General features: G+C 42.8%; 16 protein-coding genes. 10 read left to right on the forward strand and 6 right to left on the reverse strand.

Annotated elements, in window-relative coordinates; translation table 11 throughout:
- Together AC59IL_RS35500 and AC59IL_RS35505 are read left to right on the forward strand one after the other, a co-directional pair.
- Positions 1-192 (forward strand): hypothetical protein (locus AC59IL_RS35500; RefSeq protein WP_496557005.1); only part of this gene is annotated, 192 nt, incomplete at its 5' end.
- Between the two features lie 590 nt (positions 193-782).
- Complete coding sequence (locus AC59IL_RS35505; RefSeq protein ID WP_496557006.1) at positions 783-1859, forward strand: hypothetical protein; 1077 nt, start codon at positions 783-785, stop codon at positions 1857-1859.
- Positions 1860-1989: 130 nt separating this feature from the next.
- Here AC59IL_RS35505 and AC59IL_RS35510 read toward each other — a convergent pair whose 3' ends face one another.
- Positions 1990-2697 carry a DNRLRE domain-containing protein gene (locus AC59IL_RS35510; protein ID WP_496557007.1) on the reverse strand — a complete coding sequence of 236 codons (708 nt, stop codon included), beginning with the start codon at positions 2695-2697 and terminating at the stop codon, positions 1990-1992.
- 548 nt (positions 2698-3245) lie between these two features.
- Here AC59IL_RS35510 and AC59IL_RS35515 point away from each other — a divergent pair.
- Positions 3246-6764: a gliding motility-associated C-terminal domain-containing protein gene (locus AC59IL_RS35515; RefSeq protein WP_496557008.1), complete on the forward strand. Its 3519-nt coding sequence runs from the start codon at positions 3246-3248 to the stop codon at positions 6762-6764.
- 4 nt (positions 6765-6768) lie between these two features.
- Entirely contained in the window at positions 6769-7791 is a 1023-nt protein-coding gene (locus AC59IL_RS35520) for a PorP/SprF family type IX secretion system membrane protein (RefSeq protein WP_496557009.1), read from the forward strand.
- Between the two features lie 7 nt (positions 7792-7798).
- Here the strand turns inward: AC59IL_RS35520 and AC59IL_RS35525 are convergent, their stop codons facing one another.
- Complete coding sequence (locus tag AC59IL_RS35525; RefSeq protein ID WP_496557010.1) at positions 7799-8005, reverse strand: hypothetical protein; 207 nt, start codon at positions 8003-8005, stop codon at positions 7799-7801.
- 4 nt (positions 8006-8009) lie between these two features.
- Between AC59IL_RS35525 and AC59IL_RS35530 the strand changes: the two genes are divergently transcribed.
- Positions 8010-9680, forward strand: a complete 1671-nt coding sequence (locus tag AC59IL_RS35530) for a LamG-like jellyroll fold domain-containing protein (RefSeq protein WP_496557011.1) — start codon at positions 8010-8012, stop codon at positions 9678-9680.
- A 97-nt stretch (positions 9681-9777) separates the two neighbouring features.
- Here AC59IL_RS35530 and AC59IL_RS35535 read toward each other — a convergent pair whose 3' ends face one another.
- Entirely contained in the window at positions 9778-18198 is an 8421-nt protein-coding gene (locus AC59IL_RS35535; protein WP_496557012.1) for a LamG-like jellyroll fold domain-containing protein, read from the reverse strand.
- A 618-nt stretch (positions 18199-18816) separates the two neighbouring features.
- Between AC59IL_RS35535 and AC59IL_RS35540 the strand changes: the two genes are divergently transcribed.
- Complete coding sequence (locus AC59IL_RS35540; RefSeq protein WP_496557013.1) at positions 18817-19674, forward strand: hypothetical protein; 858 nt, start codon at positions 18817-18819, stop codon at positions 19672-19674.
- A 2-nt stretch (positions 19675-19676) separates the two neighbouring features.
- On the opposite strand, the gene AC59IL_RS35545 is transcribed toward AC59IL_RS35540, so the two are convergent.
- Complete coding sequence (locus AC59IL_RS35545) at positions 19677-20036, reverse strand: ADP-ribosylation/crystallin J1 (RefSeq protein ID WP_496557014.1); 360 nt, start codon at positions 20034-20036, stop codon at positions 19677-19679.
- Positions 20037-20231: 195 nt separating this feature from the next.
- Between AC59IL_RS35545 and AC59IL_RS35550 the strand changes: the two genes are divergently transcribed.
- The 3 genes from AC59IL_RS35550 (at position 20232) to AC59IL_RS35560 (ending at position 22470) form a co-directional block, all read left to right on the forward strand.
- A complete protein-coding gene (locus tag AC59IL_RS35550; RefSeq protein WP_496557015.1) occupies positions 20232-20477 on the forward strand; it encodes an Atu4866 domain-containing protein in 246 nt (81 codons plus the stop codon).
- Positions 20478-20520: 43 nt separating this feature from the next.
- Complete coding sequence (locus AC59IL_RS35555; protein WP_496557016.1) at positions 20521-21420, forward strand: helix-turn-helix domain-containing protein; 900 nt, start codon at positions 20521-20523, stop codon at positions 21418-21420.
- Positions 21421-21630: 210 nt separating this feature from the next.
- Positions 21631-22470 (forward strand): SDR family oxidoreductase, encoded by an 840-nt coding sequence (locus AC59IL_RS35560; protein ID WP_496557017.1) that lies wholly within the window; start codon positions 21631-21633, stop codon positions 22468-22470.
- Between the two features lie 62 nt (positions 22471-22532).
- On the opposite strand, the gene AC59IL_RS35565 is transcribed toward AC59IL_RS35560, so the two are convergent.
- Together AC59IL_RS35565 and AC59IL_RS35570 are read right to left on the reverse strand one after the other, a co-directional pair.
- Positions 22533-23225 (reverse strand): hypothetical protein, encoded by a 693-nt coding sequence (locus AC59IL_RS35565; RefSeq protein ID WP_496557018.1) that lies wholly within the window; start codon positions 23223-23225, stop codon positions 22533-22535.
- A 60-nt stretch (positions 23226-23285) separates the two neighbouring features.
- Positions 23286-24113, reverse strand: a complete 828-nt coding sequence (locus AC59IL_RS35570) for a DUF6597 domain-containing transcriptional factor (protein ID WP_496557019.1) — start codon at positions 24111-24113, stop codon at positions 23286-23288.
- A gap of 87 nt (positions 24114-24200) precedes the next feature.
- On the opposite strand from AC59IL_RS35570, the gene AC59IL_RS35575 reads away from it, so the two are divergent.
- Positions 24201-24458, forward strand: coding sequence for a hypothetical protein (locus tag AC59IL_RS35575; RefSeq protein WP_496557020.1), 258 nt, complete (start codon positions 24201-24203; stop codon positions 24456-24458).
- Positions 24459-24542: the final 84 nt, after the last annotated feature.

The raw sequence follows: 24542 nt of genomic DNA on the forward strand, positions 1-24542 counted from the left end.
ATACAATTTTTGTTTTATTGTATAGTTATATTAGGACGGGTCAACCTGACCTACAGACGAAGCTTTATTATCCGTATTCATAACATAACCGGTAATGCGCTTAAAGAATTCTTTAATAACTATACCCAAACAGGCTATGAGCGAATTCGCTTTAGCTATGCCTATAACATAACCGGTAACGCTAACAAGTAATTTTGTAAGGCCCGCAACAAAACAGAAGATGGCCTCAACAAATTTGTTTTTTTCAATTTCAAATTAGAAACGGGCATTTCATTTTTAAAATTGGAAATTTTACATCAAAATGAGGACGTCACCTTTCCTAATGAATGTATCACAAACCATATAATGGCCTTTGAAGTACTTATTACTTGAATTTTAGGATACAAAATCGCTAAAACAACTTTACAATGACCGTTACAATTTTAAAAAGTGGTTGTAACCGGTTTGATGGAGAGCATCAGCTTGTTTTCGATGGCTATTGCGTAAAATGTTATGCCCATAAAAGTTTTGCTTTTTGCATTTTCAAATTGTCAATGGCCATAACATGTTTTGCAATCCTGAATTTCAAATTTGAAACGGGAATTTCATTTTTGAAATTTGAAATTTTAAATCAAAATGGGCGCTGTTATAATCTACAAAGAGTGTGCATCAACTGCGTCACAATATTTATGTTGTACAAAAAATAACCATCAGGAAAACAGGCATTTTACACTGTACTCTTGATTAATCAGATCGCTTATAATATATTTACCGCTATTTTGCCCTAATAAAACCAGCAGACATTGAAAAACTATTCACGTTGTTCTTCGTTCCGGTCTTTCGCATTCATTAGCCTTTTATTTTTTCTTCATACAGCGGTAAATGCCCAAACATCAGTTACTGAATTAAAGCTGAAAGGAAAAGTAAAATTTCGTGCCCAAAAACAATATTTTGGCACCTATATCAATGGCAGATTTACCGGCAACCCTGCCACCGAAACCTTCGACAGAATTTATTTTGATACCGCCGGAAATGCCACTGCAAGAACAACTCAAAAACCGGGCAAAACCGATAGCTTCACTTATTCCTATAACAGCGAGGGGAAAATTGTTGCCGAACAGATCTATGCAAACAACAAACTAACAGAAAACACCGTGTATGATTATGATGATACATTACGCACAGAGAAAAAATCAACAACCCGCGATACAGTCCACTACTATACACTTAAAAAATACGACAACTTAAACAACTGTATCTACGAAGAAAGTTTCTATCCTCCATATCCCGTTACTGTAAAAAAACATCAATACAAAGGTAATCTGTTACAATCAACCAGTACCTTTAGAGGCGAACAGCCTGAACTGATAGAACTTTTTTATTACAATAAAGCAGGAAAGCTAACCGAACAAAAAGATCTGGAGCCCGACTCAACATTCAAAACCTCTACATTATATGTGTATGGGCCCGATCAAAAGACCTTACTAAAGGAATACCAGAAAGACCAGGGCGGGAAATACCTAAGCAAAAGCTATGAAGTTAAAGACAATGGCAAAACAATAACTGAAAGAGAATATAACATAGATGGTTCCGTGCATTCTATTTCAATAGTAAGAGTTGATAATTTCAACAATGAAACAGGAGATGAATTTATTAAGCCCAAAGAAAATTATCATTCTAAAGTAACGTTCAAAAACACCTATAACGCCGTCAACCAGTTAATCGAAGTAAGAGACATCACCACCGAATTGCCTTCGAAAAACATCACCTACGATTTTCTGTGGAAATACGTTTATGATAGTCATGGTAACCTGATTAAACAATATAAGATCGCAGGCAACCAGTTTCAGGCCTGGGAATTTGAAATAAAATACTACTGAGGGTAAGAACCGGCTGGAACTTCATTCATTTTTACATGGACCTTTATAACAGGGAAACGACAAGGTGGTTGGCCTTGTCATTTCCTTTGCCGGACGCATTATTTAATTCTGTTTTTCCACTCCACTCAAATCAAAAGTTAATAGTCAATGTGGGGCGTTTTGAAGGATCGGAATAGTAAGCAGAACAGAATATCCTCGAGTTATACTTCACCTCATTCTGCAACTGGATCATAAAACCATCCCCTCCGTAAAGGTACTGGTCCCGCACCAGTTGTGTAACATCAATATTGATCAGATCAAGGAACGAAGAACTGGTATGCGGAATATTTACCTGATTCTGTGTAGTGGTGGCCGGCTGGTTAAACCAGTTGGTAGATGATGCAGACCACAGAGCAGTAACCCGGCGGATATAACATGCATTGTTAGTGCCATAATTTGCATGCACCAGATCGCCGTTGTTGGGTGTAGGATTAGAGTAAAGCGTTAGATAGGCAGATGTTGGAGGCACCTCCCCTCCGTCGGTCGGAACCCCTCCAAACTTAAATAAACCTCTCGTGATAACAGGTTTTCCGCTTATTGTCCAGGCAAGAGCATTCATCTCACCTGTGGTAGAAGAAGAATAGTCTGCACCATTGTAAACACCTAAAATCATTTGCACGTCTGGTGCTGCACGCACCACAACCGTTTTGTGTTCCTGTGAAGTACTGCCGGCTGTAACTGAACTCTTATTTACATCGCCGGAAGAGAGAGAAGCGGCATCTTTTTTACAGCTTGTTACAATAATAAAAAGTGCTAAAGCCAGTAATACCGGCATTCTGAAGAAAAGATAAGGTTTCATAAAATAAACTTTTTTGGTTAACAATAAATACAGATTTTAAACGATGGCATCCGGCATATTTCTGTGATGCAACTGAAGCCTGGGAAAGTCACAAAGCGCGATAATTAATAATTATATAACGATTATTGATTTACGTTACCTTTCAGATCACTAATTTAATAAGGGTCTTTAATACGCCGGCATATTATCTGAGATGAATTGATAACCGCGTAGTTTTGCCAATAAACGCGTTGATTTTTACAATAACCGTGTTATTTTGGTATTAGTCAGAAGCATTATACATTGCTTTGAGCATTTATCGTGGCCAATGCCCGCATTGTAAATAAACGGGGCCCGGACAGCAACCTAAACAACAAACCGCTTATGAAAAGCAGGATCATTAACCGTTTATTAACCCCTGTTCTATATATAGGGAATTTCTCATTTCCGGAAATAAATGGTAAATTACACAGTTAACTGACTGCAGATATCTTCCTGTGTATCTATATAGTTTTTCCCAATATATACCGTGAACTTTTTTGCAGGCGATCCAAACCAACTAATAATCCATGATTACCCGGCTGCGTACAGCGCTTGTAATGATTGCTTTTTGCCTTGGTCCTTGTCTGAATGCTCAGGATTTTTCTAATAAAGGAAAAGACTTTTGGATTGGATATGGCAATCACGTGCGCATGTTTAACGGCACCCCGCCCGAACAAATGCAGTTGTACATTACTTCCGACGTAGCTACCACCGGCAAGGTCACTATTTCAAGCGTTGGCTTTTCGCAAAGTTTTTCAGTTACTCCCAATCAAATTACAACTATAAATATTCCGCGATCGGCAGCATTAACCGACGACGGATTGTTTAACCACGGTATACATGTTACAGCCGATAAGCCGGTAGTAGTTTATAGTTTTATATATGTAAGCGCTATTTCGGGCGCCACCGTTTGCCTGCCTACAGCCACATTGGGCAGAGATTATTATTCGGTGAATTATAAACAGGTATCGAACGAAACGGATTCCTATTCTTACTTTTTTGTAATTGCGGCCGATACCGGAACTACTACGGTAGAAATAACACCATCGGCAAACACCAAAGGCGGCAAACCTGCCAACACTCCCTTTTTGGTCACTTTACAACAAGGCCAGATTTACAATGTTATGGGCACCACTTCGGGCAACACCGGCGATGATCTTACCGGCTCAAGGATCCGTTCAATGAACAATGGTTCAGGATGCAAGCGAATTGCTGTTTTTTGCGGAAGCGGAAAAATCTCCATCGGCTGCGCAGGGGCAGGTACATCCGATAACCTGTATCAGCAAATGTATCCTACAGCCACCTGGGGCAAAAAGTATATTACCGTACCCAGCTTAACCAACAGCAATAATATTTTCCGAATTGTTAAGTCAGATCCTGCAGCCAATGTTACACTCAACGGAACAGCCATACCTGCCACCAGTTTTGTGAACAATTTTTATTACGAATTTTCGAACAACACACCCAATGTAATAGAATCAGATAAGCCGGTTCTTGTAGCACAATATTTAACCACACAAAACTGTAATGGCAACTCGGGTCCCGGCGATCCTGAAATGATTTATTTGAATCCCGTTGAACAAACTATTGCTGCCGTTACATTAAACTCAATGCAGCCGGCGGGTATCAATGTAAATACGCATTACCTGAATATTGTTTTGAAAAACAACGTAGCCGCCATTGGCAGTTTTAAGATCGACGGCGCAGCATTCAAAAATTTTACACCTGTGCCAGGCGATAACAATTATGTTTACGCACAACTGCAAACTGTTGCCGGCACGCATAATATAACCTGCGATACAGGTTTTAATATTATTGCCTATGGTTTTGGCAATGCCGAATCGTACGGATTTTCGGGAGGCACCAATTTGAAAGATCTTTACCAGTTTATTTCTATAAGGAACAAATACTCAATTGTAGATTATCCTGCTACCTGCACCGATGCGCCATTCGAATTTTCCATGACCTTTCCCTATATGCCTGCCAAAGTGCAATGGGTATTTAATGGTTTATATACAGATGAGCTGATCAATTCACCGGTACCCGATTCAACCTGGATAAAGAATGGTAAACAGATTTACCTTTATAAAATTCCAAAAACATATATAGGTCCACCGGCTGGTGTTTACCCGATTAAGATCTTAGCCACCAACCCTACCGTTGATGGTTGTACGGGCGAACAGGAAATCAGTTTCGATTTACAGGTATATCCCAAACCCCTGGCTGGTATTGGTATTGCCACCGGCGGTTGTTTGGGCGACAGTACACTCTTCACCGATGAATCGGTAACAGGAGGCAACGTGCCTATTAAATGGTTCTGGAACCTGGGCGATGGTACCTTGTCATCAGATAAAAATCCTCCTTACCTGTACAAAAACACCGGCTCCTATACAGTTTCTTTAACTGCTATAACCATGGTGGGCTGTATTACCGATACGGCAACAAAAGTAGTAGAGATTAGTCCTTTGCCTGTTGCTTCGTTTCAATTGCCCGCACCTTATTGTGTGGGCCGCGATATTATCGTGAAAGATGCATCTTCGATATCCTCCGGCGCCATCACTAAATGGACATGGGACATGGGCGACGGACAAACACTTTCCAAAACAACCGGTAGTGAATTTAATTATCAATATGACTCAACAGGAAATTACACCATAAGCCTGATTACCGAAAGCGATAAAGCCTGCAAAAGCAAACCGGTGAGCCAGTCAATTGATATAAGCGCTATTCCTGTAGCAGGATTTACATTGCCCGAAAACTGTTTGGCAGATCCATACTCGAAATTTACCGATACCAGCACCATTGCCGATGGCACGCAAAATTTACTTCAGTATAAATGGAACTTTGGCGACCCCAATGCTACACCTGCCAATAATATATCGAACGCAAAAGACCCGCAGCACAAGTATACAGCCACCGGCAATTATAATGTATCATTACTGGTTACATCCAATAAGGGTTGTGCCGATTCGGTAAAACAGGTATTTACCATAAACGGTTCTGTACCGCAATCGATATTTGTCATTGACAATGGTACTGAAGCATGCAGCAACAAAACCATTGCCTGCACCAATAATTCAACAGTTGATTACGGTAAAATTGTTCAGCTCGAAATTTTCTGGGATTACACCAACGATCCTACCAACAAAACGATAGACGAAAATCCAATGCCCGGAAAAAAATACGATCATCAATATCCTGTATTGTACAGTCCGGTTTCAAAAAACTATACCGTGCAGGTGGTGGCATATTCAGGCGAAAATTGCCTGAGCACTTCTACCAAAATAATCACTATAAAAGCGATACCGCAGTTGCAGTTCACTGCCGTTGATCCCGTTTGTGCCGATGTGACTCCTTTTCAGCTTACACAGGCTTCGGTTGTAAACGGTCTTCCCGGCACTGGTGTTTTTACAGGTAATGGCGTAACCGGAACAGGATTGTTTTCTCCTGCCCTGGCAGGCGCAGGCATCGATTCGATACAATTTACTTTTACTGCTGCCGATAATTGTGTGGGATCAATAAAACAGGGCATTGAGGTGTATGCCTTACCGGTAGTTAATGCGGGGCCCGACAGTTATTTGCTCGAAGGTAATGTACTTACCTTACCAGCTACTGCCACCGGCAATAACCTGGGCTATGCCTGGTCACCCGCCACTGCTTTAAACAACACGGCCATATTACAGCCACAGGCTTCGCCTGTTGATGATATCACCTATAAATTAACGGTAACCACCGGGGATGGATGCAAAGCTTCCGATGCAGTTGCAATTACCGTATTAAAAATGCCGCGCATACCCAATGCCTTTTCGCCAAACGGCGATGGCATTCACGATCGCTGGGAAATTAAATACCTCAATACCTATCCGGGCGCTACCGTAGAAGTGTATAACCGGTATGGTCAGCTGGTGTATAAGTCGGCCGGCTATTCGCAGGCATGGGATGGTACGTTCAATGGAAATCCGCTGCCGGTGGGCACGTATTATTATATCATCAATCCGAAAAACGGCCGCGGGCAGATGTCGGGTTATGTAGATATTATTCGTTAGTTATATGAAAAAACTGTACGCACTTTTGTTGTTGGTGTTTAGTATACCGGTTGTGCAGGCACAGCAAAAGCCCCATTATACCCAATACATACTCAATAACTATATTTTAAATCCTGCGCTCACCGGTATTGAAAATTATTACGACCTTAAAATAAGCGGCAGAGATCAGTGGGTAGGTTTATCCGGCGCACCACGAACAACCTATTTAACCATACACGGACCCATAGGTAAAGAAGATACCAAAACCACTCCTACTTCATTCGACATACCAGGCGGTAACCCACGTGGCGAAGCCTATTGGGAAAGCTATACTCCTTCAAAACCACATCATGGTATAGGATTGATGGTAGTAAATGATCATACGGGCAATTTTAATAATCTTACTGCCAATGTTACCTATGCCTATCACATAGGATTAACGCCCACCACCAACCTTGCTGCAGGTTTTGGTGCAGGTATAAATCAATTGCACAGAGACCTTTCAAAAACCGATTTCGGCGACGGCGTTACAACCGACCCTGCTCAAACCAGTAGTAACGTAAACCAGTTAAAGCCCGACTTCAATGCGGGACTGTGGCTGTATTCACGCGATTTTTTTGTTGGACTTTCAGCACAACAGATCATTCCGCAAACCATTAGTTATGGCAATAGCACCGCGCCGGTACAGGGCAAAGAAGTTCCACATTTTTTTGCTACTGCCGGATATCGTTTTTTGCTGAACGATGATATAAATGCCTTACCCTCAGTGATGGTAAAATATATTTCGGGTACACCCACCAATCCGCAATTTGATTTTAATATAAAGCTGCAATACCTCGATCTGTTATGGGCAGGCGCCAGCTACCGCTGGCAGGATGGCTATGCAGGTATGGTAGGATTAAACGTTGGCAACACCTTTAACTTCGGGTACGCGTACGATTATACCAAAACAGCCCTGAACACTACCAGCAAAGGCACTCACGAACTCATCATCGGTTTTTTGATCGGCAACCGGTATAAAGACACATGTCCCAGAAATGTTTGGTAGGCTGCACTCACATACAAAATAATTTAATATCGGCAACAGAGATAACTACTCCCGCATCTTCATCAAAAACAGCTCCTTTTTCTTTTAGCCATAATAGCTCCATACAGTGTAACGTTTGTAAAGACATAGGTAAAGCAACCCGGCTACACACCCTTATTATACATACTTTATAAACGTTATCTTTCATTTTAATCACCATTAAAATCTGACTCATGACAATGCAACGTACTCTTTACTGTATGGCTATTGTTGTATCAGTTACCGGTTGCCTAAGGAATATCGAAATTCAGGATAGCAAAACCGAAAATGCTGAAACAACTGCCACCGGCAATAAAGGCATGTTCACTTATTCGATGAATGCAGCGCTAAGTCCTTACGACAATATGGTGCTGGCCGATCAGCCGGCTGCCTTCTTCAACGATGCATTGGCAACTGATATTTCGGGCCATACACATACTGCAGCTGCGTTAAATAATCCCTTGGCCACCGCATTACCTAATGGCGATCGTTCATGGTTGTTCAATGGCACCAACCAGTATGTTGAAGTAAACAATGCAGCCGATCTTTCGGTTACTGCTACCGGTATAATTACCCTCGAAGCATGGATTCGGCCCGATGTGCTCGACTTTCCCGATATGGATGGAACAGGATATGTGAACTGGATGGGCAAAGGCGAAAGCGATCAGCATGAATATGTTTGCAGAATGTTTGGAGAATCCCCTACCGGCAATGATGCAGGCCGGGGTAACCGTATTTCGGGTACCGTTTTTACGCTGAGCGGACAAACAGCCGGAGGATCTTATTATCAACCCACATCCGAATGGCCGGTAACTGCCGGTGAATGGCTACATTATGTTTTTGTTATAAACACCACAGCAGTTTCTATACTTTATCCGCACGGTTATACAAAACTATATGTTCAAAGAAGAAACAGCAACGGCTCGCTGATTACTTTCGAAAATCAATATTTGCTGAATGCAAATACACTTGCCGCAGGCACTGCACCTTTTCGTATAGGCACCCGCAACTTCGGTTCGTATTTCAAAGGGGCAATCGGTAAAGTAGCAATTTATAATCATGAACTGGATAGTAACACCATTGCAGCGCATGGTAATAAAATGTTCGACTACGACTACCTTGTTTTATCTGCCAATCCCATTGCTTACTGGAACACAGCAGCCACAGATATTACCGGTAATAACCACCCGGGAACTATTTATAACAATCCAGCTGTAACTACTATGCCCAATGGCGACGCATCGTGGGTATTTAACGGCACTACACAATATATTGAAGTGGCCGATAAACCTGAGTTATCAATTCCTGCTACCGGTATTCTTACACTCGAAGCATGGATACGTCCCGATGTGCTTGACTTTGAAAAAATGGATGGAACCGGTTATGTACACTGGATGGGTAAATGCACGAACGGACAATCTGAATACGTTTCAAGAATGTACGGCACTAACCCGGTGCGGGATGATACAGGACGTACCAACAGAATATCGGGCTATGCTTTTAATTTACAAGGCGGCAAAGGAGCAGGATCCTATTATCAGGCAGCCGCTGACTGGCCCATACAAACCGGCGAATGGATTCACTATACGCTGGTACTAAATACTGTTGACGTATCATCTGGTTACCCAACCGGGTATACGAAATTATATATACATCGCAAAAACAGCAGTGGAACCATTGTTACCTTCCAGGATAAGGATGCATTGATCAATTATTCCATTATTCCGCAGGATGGCACAGCGCCCTTCAGAATTGCCACAGCCGACGGCGGTTCCTTTTTTCATGGCAGCATTGGTAAAGTAGCTATGTATAATTATGAGCTAAGCGCCGAACAATCGCTGAAACATGCGCAGAAAATTTTAAATCCCTGATCAAAAACATTTACACCTGATTAAATACAAAAAAGTCCCGCAAAAATGCGGGACTTAACATTACAATGGTTTAATAGTCTAACGATTTCCTTTTGACCTATCTTTTAATAATCAGCTTTTCAGTTTTCGATTTACCATTTGTAATTATTTTAAGAATATATACACCTGTTGCGCAATTGTCGAGGCTTATGTGCTCAGTTTGTTTATCAGCCGAAACAACAATTGATTTTTGCAGCAATAGTCTTCCGTTTCCATCCATAACAATTATGGCAGCTTTGCCGGCATTGAATCCCTGCAGTTTAACTACAAACTGACCGGCAGAAGGATTCGGATATATCGAAATTTCCGGTGTAACTGTAACTGTTTGTCCGTCGGTAGCATTCGTAGCCATTCTGGCGTTGCAGGCACCAAGATGATCGCCATGGCCCAGGTGATCCTGAACCGCAGCTGAGGCCACGCAAATGGTATGGTTGTTATGGCAAACAGCAACCTTATCGTTGTTATTGCCACATCTTACATCCAGCACTTTAATTATAATAGACGCTGACCTTGTACAACCCTTTGCATCTGTAACTACTACCGTATAGGTGCCTGCCGAACTTACACATATTGATGCGGTGGTTGCTGCTGTATTCCAGCTATATGTGTAGGGCGCGGTGCCACCGGCAACTGTTGCCGTTATTGTAAGTGTTGCCGGACCATAACCAAGGTAAATGGTGTTCTTCGCATCTACAGCCGGGTTCATGGCATATACATCGGCAATGGTCGCCGTAACCGGTGTATTAATGGTAACTACTGTGCTTGCAGTTGTTTGATTTCCGTGCACATCCGTTACTACCCATGTTACGGTAGAAGCGCCTGTGTTAAACAAGCCACTTGCATCGGCGCCTGTTCCGCTACGTGATGTAACGCCTGTTACGGTATAGGTAACAGAAGCAATACCACAATTATCATAGGCAGCAATGGCCGGAATAGTATAACTGGCGCCATTGTAACAGAAGAATTGGGTTGATGCAACATTTACAACCGGTGCTTGAATATCAACTACAGTTATTGTAGCTATAGCAGTACCCGAATATCCTTTGGCATCGGTACCTGTAAGTGTTACGGTAACCGGTGAGCCGATATCAGAACAACTGAATTGGGTTCTGTCGAGCGTTAATGTCAATGCTCCATTGTAGCTTATCGAACCATTATTCACCTGTGCAGTGGTAATAGTAGCGTTGCCGGCACTATCAAGTTGTATCTGCAGATTTTGTGCTGTTACAACCGGAGGAATGAACACACTCAGTTGCTGGTTCACCGAAGCAGCTGCAGCATAAACATTGTTTCCTGCCTGCGAAGCGGTAATGGTAGCCACACCTCCGCCAACAATATGAACGTTTCCATCCTGCGAAACCTCTACAACTGTAGAATCTGATGTGCTGAATGTAACAGGTAAACCCGAAGATGATGAAGCGCTTAGCTGGAAGTCGGCATCACCCGTTTTTTTATCGGGCAGTGCACCGAACGTAATGGTTTGCACTTTTTTCACTACGGTGAGGGTTTGTGCAACCGGTGCAGCAGCATTATAAATACCATTACCTTCCTGTGAAGCGGTGATAGTTACAGTACCTGCAGCTACTATGTGAATGTTTCCATTTATTATGGTAGCAACCCCTTCATTTGAACTGCTGTACGTAACAGCAAGACCTGATGAACTGGTAGCGCCTGCGGCGAAGTCGCTATCGTCAACTAATTTATCGGGCAGTGCACCAAACGTAATGGTTTGTTCTTTTTTCACCACAGTTAAAGTTTGTGCAACCGGTACAGCTGCATTACAGGTATCATTACCGGCCTGTGATGCGGTGATAACAGAAGTACCTGCTCCAACTATATGAATGTTGCCATTTACTATGGTAGCGACTGATGCATTGGAACTGATGTAGCTAACAGCCAGACCCGCTGAGCTGGTGGCTCCTGCAGCGAAGTCGCTGTCGCCCGGGTTCTTTTGTGTAAACGCAGGGAAAGTAATTACCTGGTTACGTTTGATGGCGATTTTTACTGAATCTGTTACTGTACCCATGGCATTGGTAGCCGTAATTACCACGGTAAATGTTCCTGTAACAGCAGGAGCGCCTGAAATTACACCACTGCCAGTATTTACCGATAAACCATTGGGTAATCCCGTAGCGGTAAACCGGTAGGCCGAATTGGTGGCAGTGATCTTATAATTAAATGATGAATCGGTAATAGCCGTTGTGTTCTTAACACTTGTAATAGCCGGCAGCGCCGTAGCAAAGCTAACTGTATCGAACACAGCCTGTGTAATTACGCTGGTGTTATGGCTGCAAACTGCCAGACCAATATACACATTCGAGGCAAGCGTTGTATAGGTTTGCGAGCCAATGCTTGTCCAGGTAACGCCATCGGCACTACGGTAAGCAGTAAGTATATTACCCGACCGCACCATTTTTACCCAATGAGGAGCGGTAATACCTGTGTTGGAAGTCGATGAGCTTGATCCGTTAACGGCGGTTCTGCGTAAAAACTCAACACCTACCGAAGGCGTTACATCCACTACTCCATGACGCCCACCGGCTGCAAGCGTTTCGCGCACCATAACACCTGCTTTTGCATTGCCACTGATAGCTGTAGTGGTACCATAGTTTAACAAGCTGGCAACGCGGGCCACAATGGCGCCATCGCCGCTTAAAGTCTGATATGTATAATGAAATGCATCGGCATTGCCCCAGATATCGGCGCCTGAACCGTATTGTGTAATACCATTGGCATAACCGGCATTACCACTTATTACGGTTGAACCGATATCGGCGTGCGACCACATGTTTACAACTGGCGTGCTGATGGGTGTAGCAGTAACAACTGTTCCCGATACACCTGTACCTGCTGTATTGATCGCCTGAACCATATATGAATAAGCAACTCCATTTGTAAGCGCCGTATCGCTGTACGTAGTGCCGGTAATGGTTGCCACTGTTGCTGTATCAGTTCCTTTTATTCGCTTCAGTATATAACTGGTTGCACCTGTTGATGCTCCCCAGCTTACATCAACCCGGTTGTTCCAGCTGGTAGCGATGATATTCACCGGCGCAAAGGGTGGCAGCAAGGCAGATACTTCGTTCGAAGGAGCGCTTTCGAACAATCCTGAACGCGCTGTTACAATATAATAATAAGGACCGCCTGAGCTGATGGTGGTATCGGTATAAGTAACAGCAGTAACACCGCTTGCTACGTTTGTATAAGAGCTACCGCTTACGATTGAACGTTTAATGGTATAGGAAGCGCCTGCAGTGCCTGTCCAGTTTAATTGAACATTTTTAGGCGCTGCTGTTATGGTTAAGCTGGTCGGCGCAGCCGGAGCAGTGGCATTCACGATAGCAACAATTTCTGATGCGCTCAGTTTGCGGTTGTATATTCTGATATCATCCAAAGTACCGGTTAATCTTGGGTCGGCTGAATATTGTGAACGGCCGAACCAGTTTTGGGTGGTACTGCCCAGGCTCGATGGCTTCAGCGTCATGCTGGTGTTGCGACCAACTTCTACCCCATTCATATATAATATACCGGTATTACCACTCCAGGTTACAGCAACGTGCGTCCACACGCCGGTTGAAATGGCAATGTTACTGTTGATGCCCTGTTCGCCCGAGCCGCCGCCGGTAGTAATGGCATAGCGCAGGAGGCCGGTGTTGTTTCGTGCCAGGAACATATAACTGGTAGTGCTGCTTCCGAAATCGAATATCCTTGCCCAGTTGGCAGCTACATCCAGTTTTACCCAACCCGAAAAAGTAAAGTCGGCCAGTGAGCTTACAGCACCTGTAGGCAATGTTGCATAGCCATTGGTGGTACCATCTAACTTAATGCCGGTTTTAATGGCACCTGTTGCGCGTGTAATGCCTGAACTCAGTGTGGCATTACGGCTGCCCCAAACGTCGATCGCCGTTGTGCTGCTGGTGTCGTTAAAGTCCCAGTAGCTGTAAGCACCGGTAGTAGCAACAGCCGCTACAGGCGTACTGCCCGCAAACTCACCAGTGCTGTCTGCTGCAGCAACAACATAGTAATATGTTGTGCCGCTGGTTATCGCAGTATCGGTGAAATAAGTAATTGTTGTATTAGCAATAGTAGTAAACGGACCTGCCACTGCAGTTGACCGTTTTACGCGATAGCTAAGATTCAATACAGGGTTCCATTCAATGGTATTTTTATTGGTACCGGCAATGGCAACAACACTATCTACTACGGTTTTCTGTATTATCAGGTTCAGGGTAGCAGTACCTGTGCTGGTATCGTTGTACGCTTTCAAAGCAACAGCATAGGAACCCGCTGTTGTTGGTACACCTGAAATTTGTGCGGTTGAAGCATTGAAGGTTAAACCTGCCGGCAAACCGGTAGCCGCAAAACCGGTGGGCGATTTAATGGCAGTTATTGTATAGCTATATGACCTGCCAACAAGCGCCGTATCTGTTAATTTGCTGCTGATAGTTACAGGCATTGTGCGTTCATCTATCAGTACCACATCATTACCTGTACCACCTCTATAGGTAATACGGAAATTATAACCGCTCACGGTAACCTGTGCCAGTTCGGGCAGGTTTTTAAATGTTCCGGTTACGTTATCGCTGCCGGTATTATTAATGATTACAAATGAAGCACCTGAAACCAATGCCCCCGAATCTACATCGGTAATTGCCAGCACCGGATTGTTAAGAGTTACACTGGTTGCGTTGATAGCATCAGCAGTATCTTTATTGCTGCTCATCTCCAGTTTATATGTTCCATTGGCGTTCATGGTAAGAGCGCCTGCTGTTATGGTACCAATACCGTTGTTTCCGGGCTCCAGCGTTGCGCCTGTGCCCGATCCGGTACCAATGGTAACCGATCCGGTACTTCTTCCTGTTCCGCCAAAAGCACCTGATTCGGCTATCACCGCACTGGGGAATGAACCGGTAGAAGAATTGTTGTTCAGCTGGAATTTTCCGGCTTTGATAGTGGTTGTTCCTCCGTAGGTATGGTTACCGGTAAATGTTAATGTTCCGGTACCTACTTTTATTACGTTTACATAATTAACAATGGTTCCGCCAAAACTGGTAGACATATTGAGCGCGCCAATACTGATAGTGGGTGAACCACCTGCATCGTTACGGATATAACCCCGGCCCATAAGCGCTCCAAAATGAATGGTGCCCGAGCTGAACTGAAGGCTTTGGCAATCCACCCCATTTGCATCGAGGTTCCAGATGGCATTGGCGCTTCCTGCTTCGGGTACTTCAAAACGTAACCGGTTATTACCGCTGCGTAGTTTTGAAACAAAGGTGCCGGTAAAGCCGCTGTTATCGCCAAACAAATGCAAACCGGCGTACGTATTTCCATCCTGCCAGATGGCACCACTACCTGTAAGGTGGCCCATTAAATAAATGGCATTCGATGTTTGATATATATAGCTCGTGGTGCCGGCTACTGCTTCAATATCGTTGTATAAAGTAGCATCGGAGCCTGAAGAGAATAACGCACCTCCGTTCATCATGATCTTACCGGTTCCCAATGGTCCCGATGTAGGTGCACCTGAAGTACCAGTTCCGGCGCCGCCAATGGCAATAGCTCTTACCGGCGGCCAGCTTTGAACCGTTCCGTTAATAGTGGTATTGCCCGAATAAGTATTGGTTCCTGTAATATATAATATACCATTACCGGTTTTCAGTAAGCTACCGGTTCCACTGATAGTACCCGAAAGTGAAACACCTGCTGTATTTGTATTCACATTCAACTGCTCATTTAATACCACTGGTGTGCTCACCGTTTGGAAATTTGATGAATTGTTCACCAGATCACTCTTCATGGTAACACTATTGCCGCTAATGGTATAGGCGCCGGCAGTAGTATCAAACAGCATCCTCGATACTTCCAAACCGGTCATATCGTTTGTGATAACCGTATCGGCAGATTCTTTGAAAGTGATAATCGCCGGACTTGCAGGCACACTTCCTTCAACCCAGTTGGCAGCATCATTAAATACGGCTGTTGGTGCGCTGGTATTCCAGGTAACACCGGTTGAACCAGGCACACCAAATGCTTCAATAGAATTGGCGCTCTCGAGTGTGTTGCCTACCGAAGACAAAACATAATAATAGCCGGTTCCATTTACAACACCAGTATCGGAGTAACTTGTTGTTGAAACCTGCGCAATAACAGTATACGGACCGCCGCTCACTAAAGCGCGCTTAACCTTATATGTTAAAGCACCTGAAGCAGCGGGCCAGCTGAGAACAATTTTATTATTGCCGTTTACTACAACTGGTTTGGCAGGAACATCGGGCGGCACCGATTTAAATACTTCATTCGACACACCGCTTTCGAGTGAACCTGTTAATGCAGTTACTACGTAATAATTGCTTGCTTCGGGTACAGGACTTGCATCAGTAAAAGTAGTGCCCGTTACGCCAGCCATAATAGTGGTATAAGGTCCGCCGGATGTTAACGAACGTTTTACTGTATAACTGGTAGCGTTGGCAGCGGCAGTCCACGAAAGACTTATCTGCGTATTGTTTACAACCGCAGCCGTTAACGCAGTTGGCGCCGCAGGGCTTGTGTTGCCGTTCACGGTTATAATCAGCGTAGCGCGGCCTGTTCCGTTGGCATTGGTGGCGCTTATTGTAACAATTGATGTGTCCTGTGCAGTAGGTGTACCCGAAATTATGCCGGTAGCCCCGTCAATACTCAAACCATCGGGCAAACCGGTTGCACTGTACGAGGCAGGACTTGCCGTTGCTGTAATGGCATAATTAAATGCCGTACCAACAGTACCTGTAACCGAAGTGGCACTGGTTATGGCCGGTGCGCCTGTTCCGGCGGTATTGGTAATTGATACATTGCTGAATATGGTGGTGTTTAAGGCAGAAGTATTGCCTGAAAGTGTGAATAAGCCAACATATGCATCAGTAGCAATGGAAGTAATAATGCACGAATGATTGCTCCAGCTTACGCCATCAACCGAATGATAGGAGAATACCCTGTTACCAATACGTTCTATTTTCAGCCACCAGGGTGTTTTGGGGGCATAATGCGTATAACCTGAAACGTTTCCATTTACCGATGTATTCACCGATCCATTGTACAAATTCACCGCAATATTATTGGCGCCGGTAGCAAGCGTTTCGCGCAACATCAATCCGGCAATAGCCGAACTAATAGAATTGCTTTCTACTTTGGCAATAATCATGAAGTCGCCGCTCACCGGTTTAAAAGTATAGTTCACCGCATTCGACACCGAATTACCGGCGCCGGTTTGCGTCCACACGCCATTATTATAGCTGGCGCTACCAGCGATACCAAGATTGCCGATATCCAAATTAGTCAACAAACTAACAGGTTCGGTAGTGGGAAATGTTATCGCTGTTGGAGGAACTGCTGTAGATATATCGGAAGATTTCAAATACAAAAACGAAAAACCGCCTTCGCCTACAGCTGCACGCATTTGCTCGGTATATGGCGTGGCAATGCCTTTGCGCAGTGAATAAGCGGCTTTTATAATATTGTTGAAGGGATCCTGTTTACGCGTACCGGGTGCAATGCCCCAGTTCGTCCAATAATTGGCGTAACCGCCAAAGGGAATAAACTTCATGGTGTCGCCAACAAAAGCATATTTATTGTACAGCTCACCTATGGCCAATAAACGATTGCCATATTCTGAATATAAATCAACCCCTTGTTTAAAGGCAACTTCGGCGCCCCACATTAATGCCTGCGCCTGTACAAACCAGTGGTCGTCGCGACCGGCATCACCAACTTCACCATTGGGCAGGCTGCAACGCAAACCGGCGCCGGCATCGAGGCGATACTCTTCAATAGCCTGGTCCCATTTTGTTTTATCATCTAAAAAGGCTGCTACGCTTAACGCTATTCTTAATTGAAGCGCGCCTTTGTTATTATCTCTTGGAACCCAGGGTACCCATGAAGTTGGATAAATAACGTTGGCAAAATAATTTTTTACATGGATGGTGTTTGAGTCGGACCAGCCCGGGAAAGTTCCGCGCAGGATATCGGCGCCTGTAACAAAATAAGGTACATAGTCGCCAATGTCGAGCATGTTTTCACCACCCGACCATACGGTATTGGTAACGGCCCATGCATCTAATATATTAGTTGCTTTGCGGGCATAGGCACTGTCGCCTGTAAATATCCACATGAATGCCAGGTTATGAATGGCAATCATATCATTCTTCCACGGACCGCGATTTAAATCTGGTGCACGGCCCACCTCGGTAAAGGGCCCCTGCATTGAATAAGTTGATTGTGATCTGTAATCGCCTTTTAAGGCATTATACCCGGTTAACCAGGGCTCCTGGGTAATATTTGCCTTTAACTGATCAAGATCATACTTTGTAAATGGTATCGACGGGTGTACAAACCGTTGCGCCTGTACATGTGCCGTAAACAGCATACAAAGCAGTACGGCGAATAAAACACAAATCCTTTTTCTCCTTAAGCATAGGGAGCAGTTAGTCAGGATTTTTTTCATGTGGCAAATTTTGGTTGATTTAAAAAGATCAGGAACAGAATGTTATCGTTAGATAACCTATCAGATTATGAACAACAAAGCTTTTTGGAGGAAGCCACCAGCAGGCAATCGTTTTCATAGTTGGCACCGTTAATAGTACCTGACCAAACGAAGCTGTAATGGAGCTTTATAAAAATTGAGATAATAAAAGAGGTGTGTAAAAATGAAGTGCATCATACGGCAGTTTAAATCGTTATAAATCAAATTAGGTTCTCCCAAAATGGAGAGGATATGCAAAATACTCCCTGTTATAAATCAGCAAAGGGGGGTGAAATTTCAAAAAAGGGGGGCAAACAGGTCAATAAATGATTTATGGAGATATAGTTGAAGCTTCTGTTTAAAAATCAGGGGTCATCATTCAAAACAGGCGATTTTAATAACCCAATAAAACAGTTATGTATCACATATGGTTAGTGTAAACTTATTCACAATCTAAAAAAAAGCATTTTAAAAAAGCAACAAAGTGTTATTTTAGAGAAGATTCATTTCGCAGCACATTGCAACCTCCCTTACCTCTCCGAACCGGAAACAAACTGCAATAAGAAATCAAACATATTCCAGAGTTTTTAAATTCAGCTAATGGGCACTATTTTAAAAAGTTTATTAGCCGACAGTAAAAATGAACACATCTGGCAGGCTATTGCAGACAAACGGCTTGAATATGCAAGAACTTCCATTTTGAACAGGATGCTTGTTCAGCACAAACCGTTTTGGGGATTTTTAAAGAAGCCCCAAACAAACGACGATCATACTTTATTGCAGCTGGCCCTTGATATACTTTCTTCGGGCCCCGATACAAAACCACCTCAAATAAAGTTATTGCTGAATAAAAACGGTAGCGACCATTTTGCCGAACTGATACGATTGTTATTCGTATTTCACTACAACGGGTATTTTGGTTCGCAGGTAGCTACTGTAAAACAAATGACACTCGATATATTAAGCGATCTCACCAAACAGGTAAGCAGCGGCGCAGGCAATTATCCCAATAATAGTATTGCGGGATATGTTTGGACAGGCGGCGCTTCGATACGGGAATGGTGCGAACCGCTTGCTTTGTTTTTTGAACAAACCAATGATTTAACACGCAAAGCCGAAGTGCTGGAATACAAATGCGGCATTACGCTTTCGATCATGAATCATTATCCCTACACGCTGGGGCCCGATATGATAGAAACCGGCCGGGCCAAAGAAGCCGCCGGGCAAACCAGTCATGCAAAGCGATATTACGCCGCAGTGATCAAATGCCTTGAGCAAATTGTAAGTGAAATTCAACGATACCCCGAAGAAGAGGTTTGGGAAGAACAAATTGTTTGTTTGCAATCGCTCAGGCAGGCATACGAAAATACCGACAGGCTCAATAATACCACCCAATACATCAGTCAGATTTTAGCAGTTGAGAATATTATTAAAAGAGGGGTGAGCACTGTAGTGTAGGATTATTTTTCAGCGGCAGGATAAAACGACTTTGTTACTTCAATCAATCCTACAATATAACTATTAAATTCTTCCAACTCTTCGGCCGGCACCCACAGTTCGTTATGAATTTCACCACCCACATTTTGCACTTCGAATTTTTTCAAATAGTCGGCATTGACCGAAAACCGGGTCACAAAACCTGAACCTGATGCCGGTACATTCCAGTCGCGGGCAATCTGAATGGCATATTCTTCATTCATTACCGGATAAAATATTGGTTGCCAGGAAAGCCGTGGAGGAAATTTTTTCCATCCCAATTGTTCAATTAAAGCCAGTTCTTTAGGACCTACAGGTCTGAATAAGGTAATAGTGTTTGTCATGGGTTACTTTATTGTTGAAAAATACAAAGAATGCCCGAAAACCGTCATGGGACACTTCGGAAAATATTCCCGTAATTCTCTATTGTTTGAATTTTGCAAGTTTCCGTTTGATTCGTATAAACAAACCAGGGTATTTGGGCAGTAAATTTGGTAAATAAATAGGGGCGGCAGCGCCTGATTCAAAACAACATTAATATGAACCAGCATAAATACACAGGAATGTGGGTAACAGCCGACGGATACATCAGGCAGCAATTGTTGCCAAATGGCCGGTACGATGAAGCGCGGGGTACAAAAAAAAGCGCCTACACCGGCCGTTATGAAATTACAGGCGAAGCAATTAAATACTGGGATGATACAGGATTTACAGCCACCGGTGACTTTATGGGCCACGACACACTTTTTCATGGAGGTTATATTTTTTACAGGGAACAGCAGTAACCACCAGGTAGTGTAAATTAAACAATCATTAAAATTCAGTTTTATGGCAAAAGTTGAAACCCTCGAGGATTTTTATCGGCAAAAGATGAACTGGTTGCCAGAAAACCTCAAGAAAGATATTGGCCATTTCAATGTGTTCAGACTCGAAGATTGCGTTGGTCCCGGAAAAACCCCTGTAGAATATACCCGCAGGGATTATTACAAGATTTCATTAATGCGGGGATCATACCTGTACCATTATGCCGACAAAACAATTGAAGTATCAGGAACAACGCTGATATTCTTTAATCCTAATGTACCCTATACGTTTCAAACATTAACCGAAAACCCATCAGGGTTTTTCTGCATATTTAAAGAGGCCTTTTTTACTGAACGCATTCGCGGAGGTATAAAAGATCTTCCCATGTTTGTTCCGGGTAATAAACCCAGCTATTCGTTGAACAAAGAGCAGGATAAATATGTAACCCAGGTATTTGAAAAAATGTTCAGCGAAATAAGGTCAGATTATATGTATAAATATGACCTGATTCGGAATTTTATAATGGAGATGGTGCATTATACCTTAAAAATGCAACCTACTGAAACACTTTATCAGCATACCGATGCCAATGCAAGAATAACGGCTGTTTTTACCGAATTGCTCGAACGGCAATTTCCTATTGAATCACCCTTGCAACGGTTTACGCTCCGCTCGGCAAGCGATTTTGCCAAACAGCTTTCGGTTCATGTAAATCATTTAAACCGCGCTATTCGAACTACTACCGGTAAAACCACTACCGAACATATTTTCGAGCGGTTAGCGAGTGAAGCAAAAGCATTGCTAAAACATACCAACTGGAATATTTCAGAAATCAGTTATTGTTTGGGTTTTGAAGAGCCGGCCCATTTCAACCACTTCTTTAAAAAACAAACCAGCATGACCCCTTCGGCATTCAGAAATTAATAATTGGCTTATACAAATCATTACAGGCGGTTTTGAAAAAGCCGCCTGTTTTATTTTTAACCAATCCATCAAACAATCAAACCATCGAGTCATCGCAGTGTATTTGAATTATACAAGTATCTGTTTGAAAGTGATAACAATACAGGCTAATCGCACCCGTAACTTTGAGTTATCAAAATCAAACAGTATTCATTTAAAAAATTAAATAAAATGCAAAGTAAAGTATGGCTCGTTACAGGCGCTTCAAAAGGACTTGGATTGTCGCTTGTTAAAAAATTATTGAAAGAAGGATACCAGGTAGCTGCCACCTCCAGAAATAAACAGGAGCTGGAAAAAGCAGTAGGTACCAATACTGCATTGCTGTCGCTGGCTGTTGATCTTAAAAATGAAAGCAGTGTTGAAAAAGCCATTAAAGAAACTGTTGCCCGTTTTGGCGCCATTGACGTAGTGGTTAACAATGCCGGCTATGGTTTAACGGGTAGCTTAGAAGAACTAAGCGATGAGGAAGTAAGGCAAAATTTCGATATCAATGTATTCGGCGTATTGAATGTAATTCGTAAAGTATTGCCTTATATGCGCAAACAAAAATCAGGACATATATTCAACATAGCCTCCATCGGTGGATTTACCGGTTTATTTCCGGGCTTTGGAAGTTATACGGCTACCAAATTTGCCATGCATGGATTTTCGGAATCATTATCGGCCGAAGTAAAACCTTTTGGTATTAAAGTAACCATTGTTTCGCCCGGTTATTTCAGAACGCAGTTCTTAGACGCAGGATCGCTGGGTGTTCCTAAAAATCAAATTGCCGATTATCAACTCGTACGTGAAATTGAACAGGTTCACCAGAATACTATTCATGGCACCCAGGCCGGCGACCCCGATAAAGCATCTGCCGTAATGATTGAAGTGGCCGAACAGAAAGAACCCCCACTTCACTTATTTCTCGGAAAAGATGCCTATCAGCTGGCAGACACCAAAATAAAATCAGTGCAACATGATTTGAATGCCGTAAGAGAACTGGCAACATCAACCGACTTCGATCAATAATAAATAAGTTAAACAGGCGAAGGGTGAGTCATCCGCCAGCTGGCAGATGACTCACCCTTTTTTTAATGCGCCAACAAACTCATTCCGGGTTGAAATAATAACGTTTCGGAAATGATGCCGGTTACTACTTTTATCTTTAATGAATTTTCAACAGCTCCTATATCTTCCTGCAAATGTTCTGTCTTACCATATTCGTTATAATCAGCAAACCCAAGCAGTATTATCAATTCATTTATAGGACCGCCATCAATAATTTTATACGTTTGAAAATTTTTAATGCCGGATTGTATGTAATTGTTTTTTAGTTTTTCCGCTACTTTCAGTGCGGCCGGCACATCATTCACCGAAAGAGTTATCATTCGCAAAAACTTCGATCGCAATCCTGTACTGTCTGCCGAACTCAGTTCTGGTAATTTTTCAATTTTATAAGCAGTTTGAAATTCGCCAAAAGGCACGGTATGTAAATCGTTATCGGCTCTGTCGCCGGCCGGGTTTACCGGGGTATTCCAGTCGTTCCAGCTGTGGTCAAAAGTAGCGTCAATAAAATAGCCGAAATGGGGCCCCGATATAATGTACCAGCCATACCAGCTCCAGGTATCGCCATTTGTTTTATGCCATTGCAAATGTTGTTTATAACCATTTTCAAATTGCTTATTGAAACCATCTTTGGGTTTCCATACAGCGAATTGGGCAATATTGTTTTGTGCTATAACAGCGTTGCTCAATAAAATAAGGGCGGCCAAAAAAGCTTTCATTCTTTTTTGCAACAAAATTAATCTGCCCGCATATCGTAAAATTGTAAAAAACTGAACTGCTTATAACTGAGCAAAGAAACCATTTAGGCTACCGGCCTTTTTAAAAAATTCCGACGGAGAAGTATTGGTAAAACTGCGGAACGACTTTATTAAATGCGCCTGATCGTAATAACCTGCCTCGTACGAACTTTCGGTTAAGGTTTTATGCGGCCGGCTTGTTTTATAAGATATGAAATGATTCAACTGAACAATTCTGCTGATGGTTTTCGGTCCCAGGCCAACATACTTTTCAAATAAATTATCGAGATGTTTTCCTGAAATACCGGTTCTTTTGATCAGCTCATCAACCGCAATATTTCCATGTTGAGCTAATATGGCTGAAATGGCTGCCTGAACATAGATATAGCTTGCTGAATGATAATTAGCAGAGGATAGTTTTTTAACCAGCAATTGCTCGAATTTCAAAAAGGTTTGCTGCGCATCTTCGGTAATGCACCGGTGAAACTCAGCTTTTTTAAAAACATCGTTTACTGAAAATAATTTATCATTTAAAAAATGACAAGGAGTGCCTGACAAGGCATACAATGTATGGGGATAAAACCTGATACCATATAACTTTGCTCCCTGTTGTAACCGGAGTTTATAACTTGTTACCGTTTGCCCGGCAATAAAAGCACCGGGTTCCTTAATCCATACCTCATCGGCCGATTGCCTTTTTGCCTCACGGCCGTTTACATGAAAAATAATTTCATGATGCGCATCGGGAATGATGTCCTCTTCATACCATTCGCCACCGGTGTTAAAACTACCCGTATTAACCTGCAACAACCACATCGATTTGACAATATGTTTTATTTTTTGCGGCGTATAGGTTGTAAGCGAAATCATACTTTGACCAGCTTTATCTATAGGAATTTATATTTTATGTTTATATATTTAATGCCCTATGTGAAATTACACAAAACCATCGTTCAAATGTTATCTGCAATAAAATATACAACCATAATTATTTCAGCAGCAATAATGTTGTATATGGCTGCAACAGGATTTTCGGGTGAAGATGTCTCATTCCCAATAGGGGTTATCTTATTTTATACAGCTATTTTAGTTTTCCTGAAGTATAGTAGTGATAAAAACTACAAGCCGGGCTACTGGATCGCTTTTGCATTGGCAATGCTTCCGGTTGCAGGTGTATTGGTTCTTTTGATTATGTTTAGCGGTGTTCAATGTTAAACTAACAATTTTTTATTTGTGTTCATGTGAACGCTTTTTCATTAAAACGATAAATGCCCCGCTAAATTTGTTCAGCGGGGCATT

It is taken from the genome of Niastella sp. sgz303648 (assembly GCF_059587045.1).

What these genes read in the sequence shown, in the direction of transcription:
- AC59IL_RS35510 (WP_496557007.1), bottom strand. Translation starts at nt 2,697, where the DNA reads ATGAAACCTTATCTTTTCTTCAGAATGCCGGTATTACTGGCTTTAGCA.
- AC59IL_RS35515 (WP_496557008.1), top strand. Translation starts at nt 3,246, where the DNA reads ATGATTACCCGGCTGCGTACAGCGCTTGTAATGATTGCTTTTTGCCTT.
- AC59IL_RS35520 (WP_496557009.1), top strand. Translation starts at nt 6,769, where the DNA reads ATGAAAAAACTGTACGCACTTTTGTTGTTGGTGTTTAGTATACCGGTT.
- AC59IL_RS35525 (WP_496557010.1), bottom strand. Translation starts at nt 8,005, where the DNA reads ATGAGTCAGATTTTAATGGTGATTAAAATGAAAGATAACGTTTATAAA.
- AC59IL_RS35530 (WP_496557011.1), top strand. Translation starts at nt 8,010, where the DNA reads ATGCAACGTACTCTTTACTGTATGGCTATTGTTGTATCAGTTACCGGT.
- AC59IL_RS35535 (WP_496557012.1), bottom strand. Translation starts at nt 18,198, where the DNA reads ATGAAAAAAATCCTGACTAACTGCTCCCTATGCTTAAGGAGAAAAAGG.
- AC59IL_RS35540 (WP_496557013.1), top strand. Translation starts at nt 18,817, where the DNA reads ATGGGCACTATTTTAAAAAGTTTATTAGCCGACAGTAAAAATGAACAC.
- AC59IL_RS35545 (WP_496557014.1), bottom strand. Translation starts at nt 20,036, where the DNA reads ATGACAAACACTATTACCTTATTCAGACCTGTAGGTCCTAAAGAACTG.
- AC59IL_RS35550 (WP_496557015.1), top strand. Translation starts at nt 20,232, where the DNA reads ATGAACCAGCATAAATACACAGGAATGTGGGTAACAGCCGACGGATAC.
- AC59IL_RS35555 (WP_496557016.1), top strand. Translation starts at nt 20,521, where the DNA reads ATGGCAAAAGTTGAAACCCTCGAGGATTTTTATCGGCAAAAGATGAAC.
- AC59IL_RS35560 (WP_496557017.1), top strand. Translation starts at nt 21,631, where the DNA reads ATGCAAAGTAAAGTATGGCTCGTTACAGGCGCTTCAAAAGGACTTGGA.
- AC59IL_RS35565 (WP_496557018.1), bottom strand. Translation starts at nt 23,225, where the DNA reads ATGAAAGCTTTTTTGGCCGCCCTTATTTTATTGAGCAACGCTGTTATA.
- AC59IL_RS35570 (WP_496557019.1), bottom strand. Translation starts at nt 24,113, where the DNA reads ATGATTTCGCTTACAACCTATACGCCGCAAAAAATAAAACATATTGTC.
- AC59IL_RS35575 (WP_496557020.1), top strand. Translation starts at nt 24,201, where the DNA reads ATGTTATCTGCAATAAAATATACAACCATAATTATTTCAGCAGCAATA.